The sequence below is a fragment of the Arachidicoccus terrestris genome, assembly GCF_020042345.1.
Classification (GTDB): Bacteria; Bacteroidota; Bacteroidia; order Chitinophagales; family Chitinophagaceae; genus Arachidicoccus; species Arachidicoccus terrestris.
Genome location: NZ_CP083387.1, coordinates 1,880,530 through 1,902,468 on the forward strand (window position 1 = coordinate 1,880,530; position 21,939 = coordinate 1,902,468).

At 43.9% G+C, this 21,939-nt stretch carries 17 protein-coding genes; 3 read left to right on the top strand and 14 right to left on the bottom strand.

Going from position 1 to position 21,939, the window contains the following annotated elements:
• Positions 1 to 82 precede the first annotated feature (82 nt).
• From rplL to rplK, 4 genes are all read right to left on the bottom strand, one after another.
• Positions 83 to 481 carry a 50S ribosomal protein L7/L12 gene (gene rplL / locus K9M52_RS07620; RefSeq protein WP_449500889.1) on the bottom strand — a complete coding sequence of 133 codons (399 nt, stop codon included), beginning with the start codon at positions 479 to 481 and terminating at the stop codon, positions 83 to 85.
• A 126-nt stretch (positions 482 to 607) separates the two neighbouring features.
• Positions 608 to 1,186 carry a 50S ribosomal protein L10 gene (rplJ, locus tag K9M52_RS07625; protein ID WP_224071462.1) on the bottom strand — a complete coding sequence of 193 codons (579 nt, stop codon included), beginning with the start codon at positions 1,184 to 1,186 and terminating at the stop codon, positions 608 to 610.
• Positions 1,187 to 1,229: 43 nt separating this feature from the next.
• Positions 1,230 to 1,925 (bottom strand): 50S ribosomal protein L1, encoded by a 696-nt coding sequence (gene rplA, locus K9M52_RS07630; protein ID WP_224071463.1) that lies wholly within the window; start codon positions 1,923 to 1,925, stop codon positions 1,230 to 1,232.
• A gap of 25 nt (positions 1,926 to 1,950) precedes the next feature.
• Positions 1,951 to 2,394: a 50S ribosomal protein L11 gene (rplK, locus tag K9M52_RS07635; protein WP_224071464.1), complete on the bottom strand. Its 444-nt coding sequence runs from the start codon at positions 2,392 to 2,394 to the stop codon at positions 1,951 to 1,953.
• A gap of 285 nt (positions 2,395 to 2,679) precedes the next feature.
• Here rplK and K9M52_RS07640 point away from each other — a divergent pair, with 285 nt between their 5' ends.
• A complete protein-coding gene (locus K9M52_RS07640; protein WP_224071465.1) occupies positions 2,680 to 3,072 on the top strand; it encodes an acyl-CoA thioesterase in 393 nt (130 codons plus the stop codon).
• 6 nt (positions 3,073 to 3,078) lie between these two features.
• Here K9M52_RS07640 and K9M52_RS07645 read toward each other — a convergent pair whose 3' ends face one another.
• From K9M52_RS07645 to K9M52_RS07670, 6 genes are all read right to left on the bottom strand, one after another.
• Positions 3,079 to 4,227: an acyl-CoA dehydrogenase family protein gene (locus K9M52_RS07645; RefSeq protein ID WP_224071466.1), complete on the bottom strand. Its 1,149-nt coding sequence runs from the start codon at positions 4,225 to 4,227 to the stop codon at positions 3,079 to 3,081.
• 94 nt (positions 4,228 to 4,321) lie between these two features.
• Positions 4,322 to 7,033, bottom strand: coding sequence for a PIG-L family deacetylase (locus tag K9M52_RS07650; RefSeq protein ID WP_224071467.1), 2,712 nt, complete (start codon positions 7,031 to 7,033; stop codon positions 4,322 to 4,324).
• A gap of 152 nt (positions 7,034 to 7,185) precedes the next feature.
• Positions 7,186 to 9,102, bottom strand: coding sequence for an acetate--CoA ligase (acs, locus tag K9M52_RS07655; RefSeq protein ID WP_224071468.1), 1,917 nt, complete (start codon positions 9,100 to 9,102; stop codon positions 7,186 to 7,188).
• 201 nt (positions 9,103 to 9,303) lie between these two features.
• On the bottom strand, positions 9,304 to 9,717 hold the full coding sequence (locus K9M52_RS07660) for a hypothetical protein (protein ID WP_224071469.1): 414 nt from the start codon (positions 9,715 to 9,717) through the stop codon (positions 9,304 to 9,306).
• A gap of 140 nt (positions 9,718 to 9,857) precedes the next feature.
• On the bottom strand, positions 9,858 to 10,793 hold the full coding sequence (locus K9M52_RS07665; RefSeq protein WP_224071470.1) for a muramidase family protein: 936 nt from the start codon (positions 10,791 to 10,793) through the stop codon (positions 9,858 to 9,860).
• A 173-nt stretch (positions 10,794 to 10,966) separates the two neighbouring features.
• A complete protein-coding gene (locus K9M52_RS07670; protein ID WP_224071471.1) occupies positions 10,967 to 12,352 on the bottom strand; it encodes a methyltransferase RsmF C-terminal domain-like protein in 1,386 nt (461 codons plus the stop codon).
• 123 nt (positions 12,353 to 12,475) lie between these two features.
• Here K9M52_RS07670 and K9M52_RS07675 point away from each other — a divergent pair, with 123 nt between their 5' ends.
• On the top strand, positions 12,476 to 12,991 hold the full coding sequence (locus K9M52_RS07675) for a DUF4399 domain-containing protein (RefSeq protein ID WP_224071472.1): 516 nt from the start codon (positions 12,476 to 12,478) through the stop codon (positions 12,989 to 12,991).
• A gap of 421 nt (positions 12,992 to 13,412) precedes the next feature.
• On the opposite strand, the gene K9M52_RS07680 is transcribed toward K9M52_RS07675, so the two are convergent.
• The gene (locus tag K9M52_RS07680; RefSeq protein WP_224071473.1) at positions 13,413 to 13,922 is read right to left on the bottom strand and encodes a hypothetical protein; all 510 of its coding nucleotides are present in this window, start codon (positions 13,920 to 13,922) and stop codon (positions 13,413 to 13,415) included.
• Between the two features lie 532 nt (positions 13,923 to 14,454).
• On the opposite strand from K9M52_RS07680, the gene K9M52_RS07685 reads away from it, so the two are divergent.
• Positions 14,455 to 15,339, top strand: coding sequence for an AraC family transcriptional regulator (locus K9M52_RS07685; RefSeq protein WP_224071474.1), 885 nt, complete (start codon positions 14,455 to 14,457; stop codon positions 15,337 to 15,339).
• Between the two features lie 96 nt (positions 15,340 to 15,435).
• On the opposite strand, the gene K9M52_RS07690 is transcribed toward K9M52_RS07685, so the two are convergent.
• The 3 genes from K9M52_RS07690 to K9M52_RS07700 form a co-directional block, all read right to left on the bottom strand.
• Positions 15,436 to 18,339, bottom strand: coding sequence for a sugar-binding domain-containing protein (locus tag K9M52_RS07690; RefSeq protein WP_224071475.1), 2,904 nt, complete (start codon positions 18,337 to 18,339; stop codon positions 15,436 to 15,438).
• A 185-nt stretch (positions 18,340 to 18,524) separates the two neighbouring features.
• A complete protein-coding gene (locus tag K9M52_RS07695) occupies positions 18,525 to 20,681 on the bottom strand; it encodes an alpha-amylase family protein (RefSeq protein ID WP_224071476.1) in 2,157 nt (718 codons plus the stop codon).
• 319 nt (positions 20,682 to 21,000) lie between these two features.
• Positions 21,001 to 21,897 carry an AraC family transcriptional regulator gene (locus K9M52_RS07700; RefSeq protein ID WP_224071477.1) on the bottom strand — a complete coding sequence of 299 codons (897 nt, stop codon included), beginning with the start codon at positions 21,895 to 21,897 and terminating at the stop codon, positions 21,001 to 21,003.
• Positions 21,898 to 21,939: the final 42 nt, after the last annotated feature.

The window sequence follows — 21,939 nt, forward strand, 5'->3', positions numbered from 1 at the left end:
CAATGGGCTATAAATACAAAACCCGCTGCCATGCAACGGGTTTGTGTTGAATATTCTTGGAAGCCCTAATGGGTGAACGAACTTATTTTACTTCCACTTCAGCTCCAGCGTCTTTCAGTTTAGCCGCAACTTCGTCAGCTTCTGCTTTAGAAACACCTTCTTTGATTGCTTTAGGAGCACCGTCTACCATTTCTTTAGCTTCTTTCAGACCTAAGCCAGTGATTTCTTTAACCACTTTAACTACGCCTAACTTGCTAGCGCCACCGCTAACCAGAACTACGTCAAATGCAGTTTTTTCTTCAGCTGCAGCTTCACCTGCACCACCACCAGAAACAACTACTGCAGCAGCAGCTGGTTCGATACCGTATTCAGTTTTCAGAACTTCTGCTAATTCCTGTACTTCTTTTACTGTTAAGCCTACTAATTGCTCGGCTAATGCTTTTACTTCTGCCATTTTGTTTTCAATTTTTTCCGCTTTCATTGCCTTAAAGCGCTCCAGCGGAGGGTTTTAAAAAAATTATTAATACTTGGCACGCTATAGATCATGCGCTGCCAAAAAGTTTACCTATTATGCAGTCCTTATGCTGCACAATAAGATAGATTTACATTATTCTGCTGCAGGCGCTTCAGGAGCCTCGGGTGCAGCAGGTGCTTCTGCTGCCGGAGCCTCTTCAGTCGTTGCATCTGCACCTTCTGCTTTATTCTCCTTATTCTGTAAAGCAGCAACAACGCGCTGGATTGGAGACTGCAGTAAGCCGATAACTTCACCGATAAGCTCTTCTCGTGTCTTGATCTTGGTCAGCGCATCCAGATTCTTATCACCGCTGTAGATCTCACCATTGATGAAAGCTGCTTTCAGCTCAGGTTTCTCTTTTTTACCCTCTTTACGGAAACTGCTGATGATAACGGCCGGCTCTTTGGGATTCTCAGAGAACATCAAAGCGGTTACGTTATTCAGCGATTCGTAAACACCTGTATATTTTTCAGCGTCAATAGCTTCCAGTGCCTTTTTAATCAGCGTGTTCTTCGCCACTTTCATTTCAACATTCTTGTTGAAACAAGCCCGGCGTAAAGTACCGATTTGTTCTACGGTAAGAGATTCCGTATTGGTTACATAGAAGTTATTATATTGATTGAACTTTTCTTTTAAAAGTTCAATTACTTCATTTTTTTGATCTTTGGTCATTTTCAAAAATTTTTGATGTTTGTAAACTAATCTTTTTACAAAATTAGTTCTGAACAGATTTAGTATCTACTGCGATGCCAGGTCCCATAGTGGCAGCCAGGCTGACACCTTTTACGTACACACCTTTTGCTGCAGTCGGTTTCAATTTGATCAGGGCATTGATCAGTTCCTGACCATTTGCAGCGATCTTATCAGCTGTGAAGGAGATACGACCAATAGATGCGTGAACAATACCTGCCTTATCTACTTTAAAGGCGATTTTACCACCTTTAACGTCGTTTACAGCGGCTGCAACATCATTGGTTACGGTACCGGTTTTAGGGTTAGGCATCAGGTTACGGGGACCTAAGATTTTACCTAAGCGACCGATTTTAGGCATCACGGAAGGCGTAGCGATAATTACATCGACATCTGTCCAACCGCCATCAATTTTTTGGATGAATTCGTCCAGACCAACAAAATCAGCACCTGCTTCAGTAGCAGCTGCTTCTTTATCAGGTGTACAAAGTACCAGAACTCGTTTCGTTTTACCAGTTCCATGAGGAAGGGTTACAGTGCCACGCACCTGCTGATCTGCTTTCTTAGGATCAACACCCAGACGGATGTGTACATCCACAGAACTATCAAACTTGGTAGTATTGGTTTCTTTAACCAATGCAGAAGCTTCTGTCAGTGAATAGAACTTATTGCTATCGACTTTCGCTTCCGCTACTTTTCTTTTTTTAGTAATTTTTGCCATTACAAATGAGTTTTAAGGATAAGAATTAATTTTCCCACGGAGCGGTGCCATCAATAGTGAGACCCATGCTGCGTGCAGTGCCGGCAACCATTTTCATGGCGCTTTCAATAGTGAAACAGTTCAGGTCAGGCATTTTGTCTTGTGCGATGGCCTCAACTTGTGCCCAAGTCACTTTTCCCACTTTGTTACGATTGCTTTCCTTAGAACCCTTTTTGATTTTGGCTGCTTCCATTAACTGGATAGAAGCTGGTGCTGTTTTGATGACAAAGTCAAAAGACTTATCAGAATAAACAGTAATTAATACCGGAAGCACTTTACCGGGTTTGTCCTGCGTTCTTGCATTGAACTGCTTGCAGAATTCCATAATGTTTACACCTTTGGAACCCAGAGCAGGTCCTACCGGTGGCGCAGGATTGGCTTGTCCGCCTTTAACCTGCAACTTTACGAAACCAGAGATTTCTTTTGCCATTTTAATACATTTTTTGGTGATAACGTCTTCGCAAAATGCTTAGACTCCCAATTCGCTATTCTCAAAAAAGAACTATTTGGGGCTGCAAAGGTAGAATAAAAAATGTAATATTGTGCAAAAATTGGCGCATTTTCCTTTAAAAGGAAGAAATTCAGCGTATTATGGGGTGTATTTTATGAATTTCGCGATAAAAACACAACAGCCCCATAAAAATAAGGATGTGCCTCCAGAATGTCGTAATTTTGCCGCGCAAATCTCTCAATCATCAAGATCGAAGCTAAAACGATGAACTTTTATACCCGAAAACTGATCAAACCCGGTGACCTGAACTCCAATAACACGCTTTTTGGAGGAACACTTTTAAAATGGATAGATGAAGAGGCCGCCATTTATGCCATTATCCAGCTGGGAACAGGCAATTGTGTCACTAAATTCATGTCTGAGATTGACTTTGTCAGCTCACCCAGACAGGGAGACATTATCGAGCTGGGTATCAAGGCCATCAAATTCGGTACAACATCGCTGACCCTGGCTTGCCAGGTCCGCAATAAGATTGACCACTCCATCATTCTCACCATTGACAAAATTGTCTTTGTAACAGTGGATGCATCGGGCAAGCCCGTCCCCCATGGCAAAACAGAGATCACTTATACTGACCCACGGCTAAGAGAAGAGTGAGATAAATCATACTGACTTTTTCTTTGTATGGCTTTTAGGCCGGGGAACGAACAGCGCATGCTGACTTCCGGTCTGAAAATCCCGCCAGACTTTGCCAATGGCAGAATTCATACTTGCACCGGTTAGCCCTGTATATGGATATAATGTATCAACGATCTCCCGGCAAAGTACCGCCTGCGCCTGTGCATGCACAGAAACAGCTTTTGATTTTTGCAGATATGTCCTATTATCGGCTAGCCGCTCAACGGACATATGTTTTTTTACAAAGGACTCAAGCTCCTTGACCGCGCTCCACAACCTTTCCCTGACCTCGAGCCATCTGTTATAATAGTTATCCAGCAGCCGCCAGGCGTCAGCCGTCCAGTCAGGTATGGAGGCTCCTTTCGGCCGGCTCGCCTTTTTTTGCTTCCATAATAGCTCAACCTCCTCCATAAAATGCAGTGTCATACCGGATAAATTGGCCGCGATGGTTGCTTCTGCCAGAGGGCCGAAGGGCATGCGGTACAGGTTTTCCCTGATAACCGGCTTATCAGGATCGATATCGAAGGCTCTTTCAGATCCGATGGTCAGGTCAGTGACGGCAAAGGATTCACTAGCCGATGCGATCAGCCCAATTGGATTCCAGGTCTTTTTTATGATTACTTCTTCTGGCAAGAATAAAAATGCGCGGACATTTTGTTGGCTTTGCAGGTAAACATTTGCTGTAAAAATCGTGGCGTGCGGCGCTCCGGTAGCATACTGCCATTCTCCTGTTATCACCGCCTGGCCATCTTTATTAGTCCTGCCCCTACCACCCACTGCACCGCTACCGGCCAGACACGCGTTTTCAGGTTTAAAGATCCTGCCGGCAAGTTGGGGGTCTAAATACCCCCCAAACCAACCGGCCCCACTACAGAGTGTAAAGACCCAGCCGGCACTTCCCTCTGCCCAACCAATGGCTTCCTCAAAACAGACGACTTCTATTAACGACCACTGCAGGCCTCCATAAGCCTTGGGGACCAGTGCTTTAAACCAGCCCTGCGCATAAAACAGCTGAAGCTGCCTGGAGGTTAGCCTCCCGGTCGTCGTTGCCTTATCTGCCTCGCTTCTGAGTGTTGTGATCCAGGCAGGATCCAAAAGTTTAGATGGGTGTGCGGCGTGGGAATGTTCGATCATGTACTACGGTCTCTTATATGCAGCTGTGAAGGTAGTCCTTTACAATCATAAATCATATCCCTGACTTGGCAGGCGGCTGAACGGCAAACATGGCTTATTTTATTTTTGGAGCAGTGCAAGCCAGCATATTGGCTAAAAACTTGTATGCTGCCGCCTTGCCATTGCTTAAAGCAGGGGCCAATTCCATAAAACAATTGACCAAAACGCCATTATCCGGATATTGTATACTCAAAGGAGAAAGAAATGCCTTTCTGTTTTTTTCTCGCCTCACTACCTGCAGAGGATACGGTATGCTGACGTTCCGAACGGGTAACGACCCTCGGGACAGCACGCCTTCCCATTTCCGGAAAAAAGCAGCCGGCACCTTATTAGGGGTATTAAATAATGCAGATAAACTATCCACCTGTATGCGCCCTGAATTACCGTCTGCAATCAACATTTGTGAGCGGACGCTGTCGAAAAGTGGCAGCTGTTTCTGTAATGCCGGATCGGCGTTCAGGTTAATCAGACGGCCGCCGCTCTTAACATACGCATGTAAAATATAACGCAGTCTTTGAAGCTGAATTGAATCCGTAGGCAACACTTCATCCGCCCCGGAAATGACAATGGCATCTAATTTCCGCAGACTGTCTTTTACCATTGAAGAAATGGTCCCGCTATTTAAGTCCACTTCGTCGATCCAGGAAGTAAAATCCTTAAATCCCGCATCCTGCACTTCATAGCCCAGTTGGTTAAAGGCGTTCTCAAATACGTCTCCCGACAGACCATTCAGATACAGTATCCGACCGCCACCGGTATGGATAGTATCCCCTACAACCATTGTCTGACTATGGTAGTTATATATCCTGGGAGATTGATAGGGATAGCCTACAGATTTAATATTGGACGAAAAGGCCTGTACCCCTTCCGGCAGCTTTAAAAGTACAGTCGGCTTTAATACGGGCGTTAATGGATTCAGGTGATCAATCACTGAGGTGTTCAGTACCCAGCCTATTTTCGTTCTGGCGCCGGGTGCAGGTTTGATATATCCGGCATCCTGATAGACCATGCTGGCGGTATCTGATTGAACCTTTTGGCCGTTGACCATCGCCTGAATGCCCACTTGCCGGATCTTAAAAAGGACTACCTGTGCAGTATCTTTAAATAATGTTTTCATATTTATATGGAGTTCCTTTTGCCTTATAGGATAATTTCCTCTAAAAACATGCGTCAGCAAAACAGTAGGTGTAAGCGCCAAAAGAACCGGCTCTATGGTATAAAATGGCCTTTGTATCTGCCCCTCCATACGATCAAAATGCCTGTAAAAAACGGGGAAACGATATGTCAATGTATCAGTACCGTTTGATACGAGTGCTTCCACACGATAGCTGGTCGTGTCCGACAACCTTCCTTGCATTTTCGTATCAATATTATAGGAGCCGTCGCTTCGCATGGACTTGTTTAACCAAAATGGCTGATAGGCTTCCTGCATTAAAGGAATATGCAAGGCCGTATCCAGCAAAACCGCGGCCATTTCTCTATTCGCTGCGGGAATAACAGGCGAGGCTACCAGACCAGGTATCCGGACACTCAATACAGAAACCGGAATCTGCATTCCTGCTCCTTCTCTCGCGGTGATCTTTAGTCTAAACTCCTGCCCCAAAACACCCAACTCTTTATCAGATGTAGCCAAGAAATGCATGTCCACTATTGTTTTGCGCATCACCTGAAGCTGGCTTAGTACCCAAAGACGATCGGGGTTTATCTGCATTTTTTCATTATTATTTTCCGCATGCCCTCTCATCAGCAAGTCAGATATTCCCCTTAATGCCATCGAAACTGAACGATAATCATGCATCTGTAATAGAGCCGGAACATTCTTTAGTTGCATTTGTACCGTCCTCACATCAACACCGGCTGACTCCAGTCTGTTCCAGACACCAAATTCAGCGTTAGCAGCCAGATCCGAGAAAAGATGTGTTATAACCGCAGGCACACTGCCGCCTTCTGTCGCACTCAGCCAACTTAACCGCGCCGTATCTCCCCTCAGTGGAATACTATCCAGATCTGGATAGATTGACCTAAAGGCTAACTTGCTGTCTAGCGATACCTGTTGAAAGGACCTGCCGCTTATTGAATCTTCTCCGCCAACCGTGATGGCCGTTGACAGAGGATAGGCTAGTGCGGAAGAGGCATCCAAGCTTCCAAAAGGCGTATTATCCGCTAAAACGTCATGTACGCCGTAAGCATCTAAAGCTGTATCTTCCAGTTTGGTATTGGCGGCAGCCAACTGGCAGGCCGTCTGGCAAATACTATCTATCCAGTAATTAAATCCCTTCCCTGAAAGAAGTGTATCGCTGCGGTGTCCTATAATCATCATGTCCGGCCGGAACTGACGGATAACAGCTGTCAGGTCAAGAATTAATCTGTCAGTAGACAATGTAGCATTTATCGTAGCGGTATCTCTGGCGCCCATATCCTTGCAGGAGCTTACAAAAGGAAAGTAGCCGGCCACATTTGCGGCAGCTTCCATTTCTGCGACATGAATCACACCCAGATCAATGCCTTTTTCCGGGCCGTTATAATTGCGCATGCCTTCTCCCCTGGTCATCCAAAAGACCGCTGTATTGCAATGATACCGTCTACTGACCGCCGTTAACAATCGTGTATTTTCCTGTCCGGGCAGAAAACTTATATACAACAGTTTCTTACCATTTTCCAGATGTCTAAGTTGTTCTGATAGCTGTAACTGTCTTTTGACAGAAGATGGTTGGGCCAAAGCAACCCTCACAAACATTCCTAAACAAAATATTAGTATTAGCCTCATTTTGAATATTTTGCACTAAAATACTAACTTATTAGTTATTCACCTAACTTTCTCTTATATGAAGCAATGAACTCATCGACCGGATACCCCCAAAAAAACCGGACAACGACTGATCGGTCATTGTCCGGTTCTTACATCCGAAACTTTATAGATTATATCTTTCCTTTCTTGATATCCTCGACCACTTCTCCATTGAGCAGGGCAGAAGTATCTCCCAGATTATCGACGTCGTTCTCTGCGATCTTTCTCAAGATACGGCGCATGATCTTACCACTTCTGGTTTTAGGCAAACCGGTTACGAACTGAATTTTATCCGGTTTTGAGATGGGGCCGATGATCCTGCTGACGGTAGCTGTAATGTCTTTTCTGATCAGGTTCTCATCATCAGCATTATGCGTACCGTTATAGATCACAAACGCATAAATGCCTTGCCCTTTGATATCATGCGGATACCCTACTACGGCACTTTCAACTACGCCCGCATGTAAATTAATCGCATTCTCTACTTCAGCCGTACCAATACGGTGACCACTTACATTCAGCACATCATCTACCCGGCCTGTAATCTTATAATTGCCGTCTTCATCACGCATGGCACCATCACCGGTAAAATAATGACCAGGATAAGCATCAAAATAGGTTTGCTGACAACGTTCATGATCTCCCCAAGTAGTCCGGATAATAGATGGCCAGGGGAACTTCATGCAAAGGTTGCCCTGCCCGGGGCCTTCGACCTCATTTCCCTTTTCATCCATAAGGCAGGGCTGAACACCCGGCAAGGGCAGCGTCGCCCAACTTGGCTTTGCAGGCGTTACGCCGGCCAGATTAGAGATCAGGATGCCCCCGTTCTCCGTCTGCCACCAGGTATCAACGATCGGACATTTTCCCCTTCCGATCTTTTCATGAAACCAATGCCAGGCTTCTTCATTGATTGGCTCTCCTACGGATCCCAATACTTTTAATGTTGACAGATCTTTACCCTTGAGTGGTTCATCGCCATAGCTCATTAAGCTACGGATCGCCGTCGGTGCTGTATACAAGATATTGACACGGTGCTTATCTACCAGATCCCAGAAACGTCCGGCATCAGGATAGGTAGGTATGCCTTCAAACATAACGGTTGTAGCTCCTGCGCTAAGTGGCCCGTAGACAATATAGCTGTGGCCCGTGATCCAGCCTATATCAGCCGTACAGAAATAAACGTCTCCTTGCTTGTAATTGAATACGTTGACGAAAGTATAATTGGTATAGACCATATAACCGGCGCAGGCGTGTACAACCCCCTTCGGCTTACCGGTAGATCCGGAAGTATAGAGAATAAAAAGCGGATCTTCTGCATCCATTTCCTCGGCAACAGCAGGTGCCATGCCCAAAGTCTCCACCTTTTTAATTTCGTCCTCCCACCATACGTCACGGCCTTTTAGCATCGATACCGGTGTGCGGGTCCGGGTACAGACAATCACCTTTTCAATAAAGTCCACGCTTTCCAATGCATCATCGATCAGGGACTTTAAAGGAATGTCTTTGCCCCCTCTGAATGCGCCGTCACAGGTAATAATATATTTGGCATTGGCATTCACCAATCTATCCGCAATACTCTTGGCAGAGAAGCCTCCGAAAATCACGGAATGGATGGCACCTATTCTGGCGCAAGCCAGAACAGCAATGGCCAGTTCTGGGATCATGCCCATATAAAGACATATTGTATCCCCTTTTTTAACCCCGTTATTCTTAAGCACATTGGCGAACTGCGTCACCTTCTGATATAGATCATTATAGGTAAGAATGCGGTGGTGTTCGTCTGGACTGTTAGGCTCCCAGATAATGGCTGGCTTATTGCCCAGCTTCTCCAGGTGTCGGTCCAGGCAGTTTTCTGTAATATTTAATTTTGCTCCCTTAAACCACTCTGTCTTATAATTGTTAAAATCCCATTCCAGCACTTTGTCCCATTTTCTCCTCCATTTAAAATTGCTGGCAATATCCGCCCAGAAATTTTGCGGCTGTTGAACACTGCGTGCATACACTTCCTTGTATGCCTCAAATGAATTGATTTGATAAGGATAAGACATAATCACATTTTTTAGAAAAGATTCTGATTTTTAAGAGGATAATATTACAATATTTTTTCAGAACGGGAAAGTTATTTGTTCAGTTTCTTATAGTAAAACGATTGCTCAAACGCCATAAACTACATAAAAAAAGCATTTGTCCGAGACAATTAAGTCTGACAAATGCTTTCTATTCTTTTATATACGGAAAACGCTTCCTGTCTATAGTTTCCGCTTGTAATTATACGTGTCTGTGGTGCCCGCAACAGTATCCTTGCTGACCAATGTCAGGTTCGTCGAATTAATGGTTGTCATGTCAAAGGTCACGCCATCAAAAGAAATCGTATTCTTATCGTCGAAAGAATAATTCACATCATGAACAACGGAACCATTATCATCATAGATCCTGTAATGACCGCCAGAAGTAAAAGAAATCACTTCAGCCGCGCCTTCAATAGTCACGCCGCCGCCCTCATCTGTCGTACGGATCGCACTGATCAATTGCCATTTGCCTGCAGTTAACAGCGCCTTATTACCGGTTTGGCTGATTTCATCTTTAGAACAGGACAATAAAAGCCCTGTAATACATAACAGTACAGCACAGACAGCCGCACTTTTAAAAAAGGTGTTTTTCATGGGTTATCAGTATTTAATAAGCAATAGCTGGCAATATCTATGCCAGCTAAGAAAATGAAAAGAAAAAGCCGCTCATTCATATAGGGAGCGGCTTAAATGATTTTTCTCAGACGGCTTATCCACCGTATACAAATTATGCTTTATTCTGATTTAAAGTATGAAACGATAATATCCGTCTGATCGCCGCTAATACCTAACGCGGAAGCTGCGGCGTCACTGACTCGGTAACTGAGGCCTGCATTCTCTTTAACATTACCCAGGTTCCACAGCACTTTAGCATATATAGTTTTACCTTTCGTCTGAATTTTAACCAATGTACCGGGAGCAACTTCATTCATCAGAATAAAATATTTACCATCCTTCCATCCACTGGCTGACTGAAACTTACCTGCCAGCCCCTTGGTAATGAGCTCCGTCCCACTTGCCTGGCTTTTGTAAGCCACCGCAAACGCACCTTCATTACCTGAAGTTACGCCGGCAGCTGAAGCTGGCTCCGTACCTGCATTATCTGCAAAAACCGTCTGGCCTCTTTGCTTGTCGGCGGATTGTGCCTGGTCTTCCGCCTGATTGCTCATATCCGAATCTGTGCTGGCAGCCTCCGTAGCCTGGTCATTGCCGGTTGTTGAAACAGGATCAACGGGCTGTGACGCATCACCGGACGACACCACTGGCAATGCACTTTCTGTCGCACCGGAAGACACCTTCAGTGTCTGGCCTACCTGAATATTATTACCGGTTATATTGTTCCAGTCGCGCAACTGATTGACCGTAACTCCATATTTTTTACTGAGTTGATATAAGGTCTCGCCCTTTTCAACAATGTGTGTCTTCGCTGTACCGCCAGCCACAACAGTTTCACCGGCGGCAGGGATTTTCACTTTCTCTCCCACAAAAAGCTTGCTATCGGAATTCATGCCGTTGAAACGCATGATATCCCCTACAGTAGTTCCGTATTTTTTGGCCAGCTGAGAAAGGGTCTCTCCTTCCTTAATTTCGTGAACGGTCTGCACTGCCTGGGCCATCGCTGTGCCAAGTGATAAAAGTATGCCTGCTGCTATAATACCTATTTTCTTCATGTTCAATTATCTATATTTCTTTTTATGCCTGCTCCTTCTTCGTTTTTCAGGGCAGATTTTAAATTGTGTCCGGCAATTGCCTGTTTTACATGACTTCGGGCAATAAAATTGCCTAATTTCTATGAGAAAAAATGTTAATCTTTGGAATATACATTCGTTCTACCCGTTTTAGTTTAATCCTTGAGTATTCGCCAGTTCCTGGGGTAATAATTATTGACCCTGTGTTGCAATATCTTCATCCACCCCAACCCAATGCCTTCAAATGTGGCCAGATGCCACCCCGGGGTAGATTCATCTAATTCAATATCCGGCTCCTGACATTTCAGGTATTGCAAACTTTGTGCCCTATCCAGAGGCTGACGAGGTACCCTGGGATGGACCCATGGGCTGACCGCCAGATCGTGGGCAGGAACGAGATTTTTACCCTTGATCTGGCCTATTTTCACACCTGCCTTTTTCAAAAATAGATTTTTTTGTAATACGGCCAGATCCTGTATCCATTTATTTTCCATTGCAAGCACTTCTTCGCCTTGCTTAAAAAAAAATAAATCCAGATCCGGTTTTACCCAATCTCCCATAATCGCCTGCTCCTTTGCGGGGATAGCCGGGATAGCGTCTCCGGTGTGATACCCGGGCAGTTCTGCACTTAATTTCTTAAAAACACTGATAAAAAAACCCTCGCTACGCACTTTATCGGGGAAAAATTTATAGCCGACAGGTAGTTTGCCGTTATAGTCTTTCAACTTGCCTTTAACCTCAGTAATCCCTTTTGAAATAGCAGTCAACTGAACAGTGCAGAGGCCAGCCTGACCCACCAGAAAGTCCATGATATCCTCGTCTTCTGCGGGAGCGTACGAACAGGTGGAATAGATCAGCAGACCGTTTTCTTTAAGCGCCGGCAGGCAATCTTTTAAAATTCGCTCCTGCCTTTTACTGCAAAGAGCCACCAGCTCGGGCGTCCATTGATCCACGGCGACCTGATCCTTTCTGAACAGCCCGCTACCACTACAGGGCGCATCTATAACGATCAGGTCAAAAAAACCTTTTAGCCGCTGAAAATGAGTGGGATCATTATTGGTGACAATAATATTGCCACTGCCCCACTTCGTCGCGTTTTCAGTCAGGACGGCGGCCCTGTTTTTCATAATTTCATTACCGACAATCAGACCGTTTTTGAAAAAAGAGGCTAACAAAGTGGCTTTACCACCTGGGGCCGCACATAAATCCAGTATCCTTAAGCTTTGATTTGGATCTGTAGTTTGCCTCAAGGCCTCCCAGAGGAACTGGCTTCCCGGCTCCTGTACGTAATATAAGCCTCCGTGGAATAAAGGATCATGCGTAAAAGAGGGTCTTTTTTGCAAATAGTAGCCATAAGGGCTCCAGCTGATTCGCTCTGAAGCAGCAGGTATTGCGCCCTTAAAGGCATTTATCTTTTGAGGATTATACCTGATTGATGTGTTGGGTAACCCGGCTTCATGGGCTTCTATAAAAGACGTCCGGTCAAATCCGGGCGAGCCTTCCAGCACGTCAACCAGGCCTTTTGGTATTGATAAGGACACGTTAATTCTATATTTATGGCCTCAAAAATAAGAAACTAAGAGAGGATTCGTTTTGAAATCTTTGCAGTTGGTCTTACCTTTAACCTTCAGTGACATATTTTTAATCTTAAAACATAAACGATTATGCGAAAGTTATTTGTCATCCCCGCCTTTTTATTGGTTGCTATGGTAGCCTGTAATTCAGGGACAGAGCAAAATACGAATACAGATTCTGCTGCAGCTGCGACAACAGAACATAATATGGAAGACATGACTGCCGGCGAAGCGGTTGCTCCGCTACCAGCCATCCCAGACGGTGCTAAAGTGTATTTCAAAAATGTAAAGGACGGTGAAACCGTCTCTTCTCCGCTGAAACTGGAATTTGGCGTTGACAAAATGACTGTTGCTAAGAAAGCGCCAGACAGTAAAATTGAAGAAGGTATCGGACATCATCATCTGCTTATTGACGCGGGAGATTCAATCCCGGCCGGGACCGTTATTCCTGATGACAGCACACATATCCATTATGGTGGCGGTCAGACAGAAGCGACAGTCAATTTAACTCCTGGCAAGCATACGCTGACACTTCAGTTTGGCGATGCGATCCATCGTTCATATGGAGCGCCACTGGCCAGTACGATTACCGTTACTGTAAAATAAGCAGTATACTTCTAACAATACTTACAGGGCCGGCACCGCTATACGTGGTGCCGGTTTTGTTGGATCAAGTCGAATTCTTTGCGGGATTAACCCTTTTAACCATGGATTTGCATGGTTAAATAGACTCATCATTGAATAGGATAATAGAATTAGTAAAACTTTTATTGCCGGAAAGTCCCTTGAAATATTTTGAGTTGATAAGAGTTTTACGATAAAGGTACAACGACGACTACCGCCAAATGCTTACGCTTAATTGCTCTTCTGATGAACTCAGATATAACCTCTTAACGAAGCACTTGCATCAGCTTTTTTGAAAATAAATGCAGTTCAGAAATACTCCTGCACGGTTTTCTGCTTGTTTATAATTGGTTTGTTAGTTGGATTATTATGTGCTTTCGGGTTTGATTTCAGTCATCCACTTTTACACTGTCCTACGTTTTAAAGATTTCTGCTCTATTCGAACCAATTTGTTTGTCTCAGGATGAACATAGAACTCTATGAATTGAGGTTGAGTTTTGATTTCTGTCCAATGAACTGATTTGTTTACAGCTTCACCTGTCCAAATAAATTTTTGAGATTTTTTATTCCAAGGTTTACCTTCAACGAGTTCTACTTTATCAGCAACAAACCAAAATACCATCTCTTTATAGTCAAGAAGTTTTGTCGGAATACGGCTAATAATTTCAGAATAAATACTGTCCCAATTATTGCCAACGTTTTGACGCAAAAACCTTACTAAAAGCCCATAATTAATTTTTCCATTATAAAATTTCTGTGTCACCCTTATACTCTCGTGACTTGGTAATTCATCAAAGTCGAAGTTCTTTTGTAAATGTCTCTCGTCGGAGTATTTACGATTAAGTAAATGATCTCTTTTACTGCCTGAAGTTTTCAGCATACTTATCAACCATCTTTTATTATCCTCTCTCATTTGAATGAAGCATCAGTTTAGCGTTACAGCCACTTGTGAATTGGCCTAGTATGAATTACTATTAATCAAATATAAGTATATTTTTGTTAATTATATGGAACAGGTGCCAAATAATATTTTACAAGTGCAATCTATTTAACCGAGTATCAGAATCAATAAATACCCTCACTATAGTATTGATCTAATAAAATTACCATTGAACTATTCATAATGTACTACGATACAGAAATGGCCTTTACCAGATTCATTCGGCTAATAGTAGATTTGGTCAGCCGCTCAAATCATCGTATGCTACTTATCTTCGGAAATGCCCGGCCCATATATACTTTTTCTATTGAACCCAAGACATACTTTACCATCTACATTGCTTTTTCCCGTTCATTAAAAGCCTATATTTGATTCGGCTTTAATAAGGACAATGGTCGATCTTTAAGATAACGGGGGCCGCTTGATGATATTCAGGTACGGCTATTCAGTTTAAAAAGCCTGGAAAAATGCTTAAAACGACTATTCCATCATAAATAGAATCATTATGAAAAAAAAGAAAGATGGTTTTGATGGGCAAAAAGCTATTGTTATCCCAAGAAAGATACTGGGTGCCTATTGCGATGCAATTCCTTTGATAAGAGATTTATATGTTACCGACATCGGCTATTATCCCAAGGCAAAACACCACTACAGGGAACGAATAAGCGGCGCAGATCAGCATATTCTTATTTATTGCATTGATGGAAAAGGCCATGCTACTATACGTCAGGAACAAAATGAAATCCGGCCGGGCGACTTTATCCTTATTCCGGCCGGAATGGCACATATATACGAAGCCGATACCAGTAACCCCTGGACGATTATTTGGGTACACTTTACAGGTTCATTGGCTACTGCAATGGTCGAAACCTTCCTTAAAGGAAATCAGAGTTCTAAAGGAGCGGTTTATTTTCAGACAAGCAGGGTTCAACTCTTCGATGATATGTATGCGAATCTCGAAATGGGCTATAGTAACGACATATTATGTTATACAAATCTATGTTTCAAGTATTTTTTAGCTTCCTTTGTTTATAAGGATAATTTTAATCGATCAGAGAAGCAACATACAGGGGATCTGATTGAAATCTCTATTGAGTTCATGAAAAAAAACATAGATAAACAACTATCATTAGATGATTTAGCACAGGCAGTTCATCTGTCAGCCTCTCACTATTCATTTTTATTCAGAAAAAGAACAGGATTCTCTCCTATTGAGCATTTTAATCATTTAAAGGTACAAAAGGCATGTCAGTTTCTACTGTTTACAAACCTGAGGATTAAAGAAATTGCCGACAAACTGGGCGTTGAAGATCAATATTACTTCTCCAGAATGTTCTCAAAAATAATGGGCATTTCTCCTGCAGGTTATAGAGTAAAAAGAATCAATTAACCCATATGTAATTGCGTGCAAAGCAAAGAAGCAGTCCCACCAGAAGATGCAACTGCTTCCAAAAGCCCGTGAAGGCCGGTCGCACAGACGCTACAGCTATTCAGCTTTGAACAAAGATGTTATTTTCCGCACCGGCACTTCAACTGCCGGATCGAAAGAATCTGATTCCATATAATGCATTAAACTATATTTTAATTGCCTCGCTTCAGGGCGATTCTTTTCATCTCTGATCAAATCTATTCCAGTAACGATTAATTTGCCGGCACCTACCTTACATTCAAAAATCAACCCTAAGGATCTGGCCGTCACCCAGTCATCAATCACTCTGACAATAGGCCGAATAGCGTTTGAGACGCTGTCTAACTCAATTGCAGAACTGTGGCTCATGCCATCCCACCACTGCCAGCTGGCATAATAATCCGTTGGGAAATCAGCCAGGGCCGGGTGTTTCGGGTTACAGAGAATCCCCAGGGAATGAGGTGGCTGACCATGCGTCCAGGCTGTATTCCAGAAAATGCTTGAAAATCCTATAGGGATCTTTTCTCCTTTGTCTTCGCGAAGCATGCCTTTTTTGATACTTAACAGTACCTTGCCGCCCGATGCTAAAGTAGCAAGGGCTTTTTGATTTAACTGTTGTGTTACCAGAATGTCATGCAAGGCAGGCGTTTCAGCAGGGTAAACAAACACCTGCCAACTGTTTTGATGCTGCCCAACCCGGACGGTCAATGTCAATTCAGATGCTTTCCTGATATTATTTAATGGAACCTGAATTGCTCCCAGTTGGATGTCATTACCCAAAGCAATATCCGTAACCGGTAATACCCCGCTTTTGATCTTATTCCCATTTTGATCTTGTAATGTCCATGTGGGCTTTATGGCACTTAAAGAGGCCATGCCAAAATTAGCGATTTCAATCTTTGCATTTAAAGTTTCATTATTCAGCCAGACCATTTTCGGCAATCTCGCTAAAGGCACGACCGCGTTACAAAATCGGCTGTACTGATCACTCGTTACATATCCTTTTTCCTTCCAAAACGGGCTGAGTACACCGACCAATGCGGTCCCTTGCCCGGGAAAATCATGCAGATCCAGCAATTGAAAGCCGCCAAAGCCAGGCGTTCTCAGCGCAGCTTCAATATCAGCCTTATAACACAGAACCTGCAATTTTCCTGATGCCAGCAAAAAGCTGTCTGCCAGATTTCCTAATCCACTATTGTTGAGTTTGTCTTGAAATATCTCAAAATTCTTCGCCTTCATCACACCTGTATAGTCCTTGATTTCTTTGAAATCCGGATAAACACACCATTGGCCGATTTCATGGCTAACGGTTGGATGTTGCCATTTGGCAATAATATTCCGCCAGTCATAAGCCGTATTGGGAGGCTTGGCGTTAATAATACTCTTTAAACCCGATCCCCAGGCTTGAATCCGAGGATCTGGTGTCGAATTATAATCACTTTCAGCTATTACCGGCCATCCGGCTGCGGTCGTATATAATCGTCTGGGATCCTTTTCTTTCCAATACTGTACAAAACGGGTCAGATAATCTGTCAGATGTTCGCCCGCCGGCTCATTGCCGTAGGCCATCATACAAAAAGACGGATGATTGCCGTAAGCGGCTACAATCCTGTTGCTTTCCCTATACAAATAAGCATCCAGCGGCTTACCGTCTCCTACAGTCGCACCCGAATTGGCCCAGGACCCGCATTCAACCTGTAAATAAAAACCCGCTTCATCTGCGGCCGCAAAGGCGGCCTCGGGAGGGCACCAGGAATGAAATCTCATATGATTAAGCCCGTAAGCGCGTGCAATTTTAAAAATCCTGCTCCAGGCAGCTTTATCAGTGGGTGGGTAACCGGTAAGTGGGAAAATGGCACATTCCAGTGTTCCTCTCAGAAATGTCTTCCGGCCATTAATAATGAACTGCGTCCCTGAAGTTGTAAACGCCCGCATTCCAAACTGCACTTCTTTTCTACTGCTTTGCGTATCTGGTTTTCCTGTCGCGGATTTCATTAATACGGTCAATTTATAAAGATTGGGATGGAACTCGTCCCACAACATTGGATCACTTCCCATACCATATTGCAATTCAACAGTACTGCTATCAACAGGGACCTCTAACGTCTTGTTCATGGGCGCCAGCTTTACTGAATTTGCGCCTCCGGTCGTCTGAGCAGATACATTCAGTGTCACACTTGTCTTAATCTTGGAACGGTTCACTACGCGTACCCGCACATTTATCCTGTTGTTTTTAATATCCGGGAATACCTGAACATCTTCCAGATAAATCAAAGGTTTTTCAATAAGCTGTATTTTACCAATCATACCATTCCAGTTTCCCTGTGTATGATCAGTGATACTGTGAGAATTCATGCCCACATTGACCTCCTTTGTCCGATTGTCTACACGTATAGAAACCCTATGCCTTCCGGGCGGCAGTAGCCGGGAGAGGTCATAGACATGTGCAGTAGACAAACTATTCTCGCTGCCCGCTTTTTGACCATCCACCCAAACGGTTGTCTCCCAGTGAGCTCTTTCGATGGATAACTCTATTGGACGCCCTTTCCAATCAGCCGGAATGTTTACTTCTTTTTGATACCATGCAGCTCCTTTATAATACTTAACCGGCTGTAGCCAAAATGGGATCTTTATATTCCCTGGCTGGCGGTAAGCTGCATACCCGGGATCAAAGAACCAGGAAGAATCGACAATTTGGCCGGTCCAGGGCGTCGTTAAGGAAATATCATTCCCCTTGTTGTTTGTCGTCATGGAACCTGGTAGCGCGATCGTTTCCCCGAAGTCATTGTTAAACCACCCTTCGGCTTCACCTTTATCCAACGAATCGATTCTAAACTGCCAGGTACCAGACAAATCGATTAGATGTGGCCAATTCTTCCTCTGCCCCTTTGCAAAAAGGCAAAGCAGTAATAAGAGAATGGACAAGTATCCGGCTCTCCGCATCCATGCACTCGTCTGATTGACAAAGATTTTACTACTCATATGTGTTGATTTAACTGGTCAGTATAAAAACCATTATTCAAATGTACCAGTCATAAATAATCACAATGATGGATAAAATCCGTTAATAGATGGACTATTTTACTTTTTCATTATAAAAAAGTAAACACAAGACGGATCATTATATTGCTCGAAGTAATGAACTGTATAATAAAGCAATAAATCCGCTACGGTTCCAGGCAGAAGATTGCGGCATCTTGCTTCGGCAGCTCCATATTGAGGGCTTGAGAGGACAAACTGCATTTCGTTTCCTTGCCGCCCATGATCATTGTGACCTTTGACGGGCTTTTAACGCCTAATTTGCTATACAGCACATTGAACCGGCCTGGCTGCGCTGCATAGTTGAAAACGCCCAGATACAACTTATCCCCCACCCGCTTTTCAAAAATATTTCCGGCCCCGTTACCTACATTTATTGTGTAAGGCATAAACGATTTACCGTCAAGGCCGACCAATGCCAATAACGCCTGATTTTGCAGTAATCGCCGAGCTGTCGTCCGCCAGGGACCAGGCTTGCTGTAATCGTCACCGGTTATTAGCGTTCCTGTCATGACTGCTGAAGCCAGCCTGGCCCGGTTCTCACCGGAAGCCCCTCCCTTGAATACAACATGATCTGCATCCATGTAGTCATATAAATGAGACTGCCACCAACCATAAGTCAAGCTGTTTAATGCATAGGCGGTTTCTGAAATGGATTTAAAAGCATCACAGGCTATACGTCTCATATGAACGTACCTTGCAGTAGCAAGATTGGGAGAAATAGCTGCATATACCAGCATTTTATTATCCAGCAGGCTGTCCAGGAACTCCATTCCACTGCAAAAAGCCTCCATTCCGGTTTTCACCTGAGGGTCGTAATAATGATCTGCCTCTAATGTTGCATGACCCAGGAAATCAATTTTGATCATTTTAAAACCCATTGATTTAAAAAACCCAATGTATTTAATAATCCGGCGGCGGGTAGCAGGATGTGTCGGATCCATTGCCCGTCCTCCGTCCACATCGAGCGGCTTTCCGTTGATGGACGTCCAGCAATCCTGGTAGGTATAATCGGAACCCTCAACCCGCCGGCTCCCCTGCTTCCCCCAGTCCGTAAAGGGCGCCCAATAGATTCCGGGTTCAAAACCTCTGGATTTGCAATAGTCCACAAAGGATTTCAATTCTCCTACGTCTCCACCCAGTCCATTTTTTATCATCCGGTCCCAATAAGAATCCAGATCGATAAACAGCTTTCTGTCTTTGGTCCTGAATAATTTACAGGAATCTGCAAAAAAATCCACCACCCCTTTTGCTGAAGGCAGATCAATCTTATCCTGTAAGACGCCCCAGCTGTTCCAGCCCACTGGTGTCGCTCCTTTCCAGGACTGAATAAAAGGCGGTTCTGTCAACCGGTTATTTTTGGCATACGCTTCCATGCCCGTCCGCCAGTCTCCAAAATAACCGACCATCATTTGAGGGGAACAGGTCGAACCATCGGCTGACCGGACAACACCGTGAGGACGGCGATCATGTGTCACTGTTGCATTTGTATAACCACCAAAGGCAGTGAGCCGAAGAGAATGTGCAGATGTTGATTCAAGACGAATACCTGATTTCCAGATCTTATGCTCCAGGGAGCCAATGACAAGGCCTGCCCTGTCTGCATTAAAAACAGTCGAAACCTCGCTGCTGACAAAATGGACGGTGTCCAGTCTCGCCGTTTCATATCTGGCCCACATATCATTATCAAAAGGGCAGCGTAAGGTATAGTTCTCTCCCGCCCAGTCCAGATCTATAGTAGCTGCAGACAATGGACTACAGTAATTAACCGGACCGCGTACATGACTGAACCTGGCTTTAACTAAAAAATAGTCCTTACTGGTGAAAACAGTGAAGTCCTGTTCCATAAGGACACCTGTCGACGTCTTTCTCAATATCTTATATAGGACAGCATGCCCCAGTGGACTGCTAACCGGCGTCTTCGTATATCTGACATATGCCATATCAGCGCTTCGCTGTAAAGGCCTGACGTCACCCAGCGTATCCGCCATACCGGCGATGGCGGTTGCCTGACGTATATTCACGCCCCCGTAAAAGGTTACGTCATAACTTCCTGTAGCAAGATGATAAATAATGACGTTATTTTGGCCAAAAGGAATACGAAGTATTGCATCCTTATTATTGACCGTTCGATCATCAATAATCTTGCAATAACCATTCTTAACGCTCAGCGCCAAAACAAGGAAAATCAAAAGGTACACGCTTTTCATTGTAATATCGTTAAACCAATATTTTCCGGTTACCGGCAATTCTTTACCTGATCGTGTTGATGTAGTATATCTCATAATAAATTTACATTAACTGGAACATTCGAACCATAGAAAAATGTATGCTCAGAGCCGATGATCCCATAAAAATTTGCACTGGATACGCCCGGATACACCCGCTTGTATTGTTTATAGAACTGTCTGTCAGTATTCACCACTTATTTACCCCCAGGCAGACGCACATACAGACATGCAAGGCTGTCACAAACTTATAACAAAATCTGCCAATAAAGTGTGCTCAGAAAAAGAGGTACCCCTCAGAGCTGGTGGTATTTAGCAACCAGTTATGTCCACTGTAACGCTCATTTAAAGACCTATATTAAAACACTTAAAGCCATCAGGCAGAGATACTCTTTGTCGCCTCTTTGTATAATAATGGAGACACCTTCATATGTTTCTTAAATTGCCTGGAAAAATAGAAAGGGTCCTCATAGCCGATCGCTTCAGCGACCTCTTTTACCTTCATGTTATCTGAATATAATAATTGACACGCTTTCTGCATCTTTAACTGAATAAAATAATCCATCGGTGGCATACCGGTCGCTTTTCTGAAAATAGCTGAAAAATGAGAACTGGACAACTGTAAACGGGCTGCTAAGGTCTCTACCGTAATTCTGGAATCGACCATATTCTCCATATAATGGATAGTCTCTTCAATGTGGTCACGATCGTCTTTTTGTTGACTTGCCGGCTCCGGATATAAGAATGAAGCAATAAAGTGATGGAGGCATAAATTGGCGTGCCGGAGGTTATCAATATTTAATCCATTTGTCAGACATTGATACATTTCCTCCCAGACAGATAATCCACGGTTATTAAGCGGTAAAGAGACAGGACCTCTATGGACACCGATACCCAGGGATTGATTAAAAGCGGCAATATCGGGGCCTGTAAAATGTACCCAATAAATGGTCCAGGGTTCATCACTGTCTGCTCCATAGGTAACCACATCGGATGTCGCCGGTAGTATCAGATATTGATTCGGTAAAATATCAAATCGGTATTCTCCGATTTCACAATATCCCTTTCCATGCAGACAATATATCAGGATATTATCCCTACAACCATTCGAACGACGTATATAATGGCTTCTGGCATGGGGAAAGTATCCAATATGCGTGATATAGAATTGATTAAAAGCGGGCGTCGATTTACAAAAGCTGTCACATATTTCACCCGGTAAACTGATCATCTTTTCACCTTCAAAGCCATCTGTTCTATTGTATGTTTCCATAAAACACATTTTTTATTATCAAATCCGGCTCGGTTCCGTCGG

Coding starts and splice junctions, on each gene's coding strand:
- K9M52_RS07700 (WP_224071477.1), bottom strand. CDS start 21,897: ATGGAAACATACAATAGAACAGATGGCTTTGAAGGTGAAAAGATGATC.
- rplA (WP_224071463.1), bottom strand. CDS start 1,925: ATGGCAAAAATTACTAAAAAAAGAAAAGTAGCGGAAGCGAAAGTCGAT.
- K9M52_RS07660 (WP_224071469.1), bottom strand. CDS start 9,717: ATGAAAAACACCTTTTTTAAAAGTGCGGCTGTCTGTGCTGTACTGTTA.
- K9M52_RS07645 (WP_224071466.1), bottom strand. CDS start 4,227: ATGATCGAACATTCCCACGCCGCACACCCATCTAAACTTTTGGATCCT.
- rplJ (WP_224071462.1), bottom strand. CDS start 1,186: ATGACCAAAGATCAAAAAAATGAAGTAATTGAACTTTTAAAAGAAAAG.
- acs (WP_224071468.1), bottom strand. CDS start 9,102: ATGTCTTATCCTTATCAAATCAATTCATTTGAGGCATACAAGGAAGTG.
- K9M52_RS07685 (WP_224071474.1), top strand. CDS start 14,455: ATGAAAAAAAAGAAAGATGGTTTTGATGGGCAAAAAGCTATTGTTATC.
- rplL (WP_449500889.1), bottom strand. CDS start 481: ATGAAAGCGGAAAAAATTGAAAACAAAATGGCAGAAGTAAAAGCATTA.
- K9M52_RS07695 (WP_224071476.1), bottom strand. CDS start 20,681: ATGAGATATACTACATCAACACGATCAGGTAAAGAATTGCCGGTAACC.
- K9M52_RS07675 (WP_224071472.1), top strand. CDS start 12,476: ATGCGAAAGTTATTTGTCATCCCCGCCTTTTTATTGGTTGCTATGGTA.
- K9M52_RS07640 (WP_224071465.1), top strand. CDS start 2,680: ATGAACTTTTATACCCGAAAACTGATCAAACCCGGTGACCTGAACTCC.
- K9M52_RS07650 (WP_224071467.1), bottom strand. CDS start 7,033: ATGAGGCTAATACTAATATTTTGTTTAGGAATGTTTGTGAGGGTTGCT.
- K9M52_RS07665 (WP_224071470.1), bottom strand. CDS start 10,793: ATGAAGAAAATAGGTATTATAGCAGCAGGCATACTTTTATCACTTGGC.
- K9M52_RS07690 (WP_224071475.1), bottom strand. CDS start 18,339: ATGAGTAGTAAAATCTTTGTCAATCAGACGAGTGCATGGATGCGGAGA.
- rplK (WP_224071464.1), bottom strand. CDS start 2,394: ATGGCAAAAGAAATCTCTGGTTTCGTAAAGTTGCAGGTTAAAGGCGGA.
- K9M52_RS07680 (WP_224071473.1), bottom strand. CDS start 13,922: ATGAGAGAGGATAATAAAAGATGGTTGATAAGTATGCTGAAAACTTCA.